Origin of the sequence: Stenotrophomonas sp. Y6, assembly GCF_022436665.1 — a bacterium.
GTDB lineage: Bacteria > Pseudomonadota > Gammaproteobacteria > Xanthomonadales > Xanthomonadaceae > Stenotrophomonas > Stenotrophomonas acidaminiphila_A.
The window spans coordinates 1-1,207 of sequence record NZ_JAKUKB010000025.1; the positions used below are offsets into that span (position 1 = coordinate 1).

General features: G+C 64.4%; 1 protein-coding gene. It reads right to left on the reverse strand.

The window, feature by feature from the left end:
* Window positions 1-32 precede the first annotated feature (32 nt).
* Window positions 33-1,078 (reverse strand): IS3 family transposase gene (locus MKP15_RS16940; RefSeq protein WP_240213502.1). Its coding sequence is split into 2 segments (ribosomal slippage): window positions 33-880 and window positions 880-1,078, totalling 1,047 coding nucleotides; the frame shifts between segments, so codons are not numbered across the junction.
* Window positions 1,079-1,207: the final 129 nt, after the last annotated feature.

The following is a 1,207-nucleotide window of genomic DNA, read 5'->3' on the forward strand; positions in this document are numbered from 1 at the left end:
CGACGTCCTCCCGTCTTCAGTAGCGGGGCTGTTTAGAGTCCGGTGCTCATCGTAGCGGTATTGGCCGCGAGTTGTCGTGCATAGGCGGCGGGCGTCAGGCCGCCGAGTGCTTTTTTCGGCCGCTCCTCGTTGTATTCACGCCGCCAGGTTTCGATGACGGTACGGGCCTGCAGCAGGCCGATGAACCAGTGCTCGTTGAGGCATTCATCGCGCAGGCGGCCGTTGAAGGACTCGATGTACGCATTCTGGTTCGGCTTGCCGGGCTCGATCAGGCGCAGCGCGACGCCGCGCGCATGCGCCCAACTCACCATGGCCTTGCCGCAGAACTCCTTGCCGTTGTCGGTGCGGATCACCTGGGGCAGGCCGCGACTGAGCGCCAGACGGTCTAGGATCCGCGTCAGCATCAAGCCGGAAATCGCACGCTCCACCTCGATCGCCACCGCCTCGTGGGTGGCGTCGTCGACGATCGTCAGGCACTTGAGCACGCGCCCCTCGGCGGTGCGATCGAACACGAAGTCCATCGACCACACCTGGTTGGCTGCGGACGGCCGCAGCAGCGGCTGTCGCTCGGCAACCGGCACCTTCTTGCGCTTGCGTCGCCGCACCTGCAACTGTGCCTCCCGATACAGCCGCTCCACGCGCTTGTAGTTCACGTGCATTCCCGCCTGACGAAGCTTGAGGTGGATCATCCCGACGCCATAGCGCTTGTGCCGCTGCGCCAATGCCAGGATCCGCGCACGCAGCTCGACATTGCGGTCGGGCCGTGGTGCATAGCGATACGCGCTGGCGCTCATCCGCACCGCCGCCAGCGCCCGCCGTTCGCTCAGTCCCTTCACGATCATCTGTCGCACCACGTCGCGCCGGACGGGTGCGGTCACGGCTTTTTTCGCAGGACGTCCTTGATCACGTCGTTCTCGAACATCTGTTCGGCCAGCAGCTTCTTCAGCCGGGCGTTCTCCGCCTCCAGCTCCTTCAGCCGCTTCGCGTCCGGCACGCTCATCCCGCCGAATTTGCTGCGCCACAGGTAGTACGAGGCTTCGCTGAATCCGTGCCGTCGGCACAGGTCCTTCACCGCCATGCCGGCATCGGCCTCACGCAGGAAGCCGATGATCTGTTCCTCGGTAAAACGCTTCTTCACGTCCAATCTCCTTGGGTTGCGGGATTGGACTCCAAATCGCCGTGCTACTCAAAACCGGGGGGACGTCGC